The organism is Brevundimonas sp. CURTG3B2_SDJG, from assembly GCF_057364705.1.
Window position 1 is genome coordinate 1 of sequence record NZ_JBNFOJ010000503.1, and the last position, 1,140, is coordinate 1,140.

Annotated in this window: 1 protein-coding gene; it reads left to right on the top strand. The window is 71.2% G+C overall.

Features of this window, described 5'->3' with window-relative positions:
* Positions 1 to 225 precede the first annotated feature (225 nt).
* Entirely contained in the window at positions 226 to 1,023 is a 798-nt protein-coding gene (locus AC2W7C_RS18235; RefSeq protein ID WP_486002610.1) for a division plane positioning ATPase MipZ, read from the top strand.
* The last annotated feature ends 117 nt before the right edge of the window (positions 1,024 to 1,140 follow it).

The window sequence follows — 1,140 nt, forward strand, 5'->3', positions numbered from 1 at the left end:
ATGGCCGCGAGTTGGTCCCGCCTGAAGGTGCGCGCGCCGGGGGCCGGCGCCGCCGCCCTCTGCGCCGCTGCGGGGATCGACGACCCTTGGTGCCGCCGGTCGGCCTGACGGACCTGGCGTCCACAGCCGCCTCGACCTGACGCGTTGACGCGCGGCTCGCGGATCGCGACTCTGCCGTTCCATGACCGCGCGTTCGAGTCGGCGGTCGCTTGAGGACTGGAATCCATGGCTGACCCCACGGTCATCGTCGTCGGCAACGAAAAGGGCGGGGCGGGCAAGTCCACGCTGGCGATCCACATCGTCACCGGCCTGCTGCACGCGGGCAAGAGCGTCGCCATCATCGACCTGGACTTGCGCCAGCGCTCGATGGCCCGCTTCTTCGCCAATCGCGCCGCCTGGGCGGCCGCCAACGGCCAGACGCTGCCCATGCCGTTCGAGCCCGACATGGGCGACGGCAAGGCCCTGGCCCGCGCCGACGAGGTCGAGCAGCTGGCCCGCTTCGAGACCGCCTTCGCCCAGGCCCGCGACGCCGACGTCATCCTGATCGACACGCCGGGCGGCGACACCGCCCTGTCGCGCGCCGCCCACGGCCTGGCCGACCAGATCGTCACCCCGATGAACGACAGCTTCGTCGATTTCGACCTGCTGGGTCAGGTCGATCCGGTGACCCTGGAGCTTCAGAAGCCATCGATCTATTCCGAGAGCGTCTGGGAGGCGCGCAAGCACCGCGCCGTGACCCAGGGTCGCAACGCCACCATTGACTGGATCGTCGTCACCAACCGCTTGGCCGTGGCCGCCGCCCGCAACCGCCAGCGCCTGGAAGAGCGGATGGAGAAGTTGGCCCGCCGGGTCGGCTTCCGCATGGGACCGGGCCTGCGCGACAGGGTGATCTACCGCGAGCTCTTTCCCTTCGGCCTGACCGTCGCCGATCTGTCCAACGAGGTGCGCCCCGTGGCCGTGTCGCTGGCCCACGTCGCCGCCCGCCAGGAGCTGCGCGGCCTGATGCTGGCGCTGGGGCCTTGACGGCGGCAAAGCTGGACGCCCCCCTCGAAGCGGCGGCCTGATCGGCATGTCGCCGGTCTGGCTGGTCCTGGCGGCAATCGCCGTCTGGGGGCCTGATCCGGCTGGGGCCGCACCAGC

What these genes read in the sequence shown, in the direction of transcription:
- AC2W7C_RS18235 (WP_486002610.1), top strand. Translation starts at nt 226, where the DNA reads ATGGCTGACCCCACGGTCATCGTCGTCGGCAACGAAAAGGGCGGGGCG.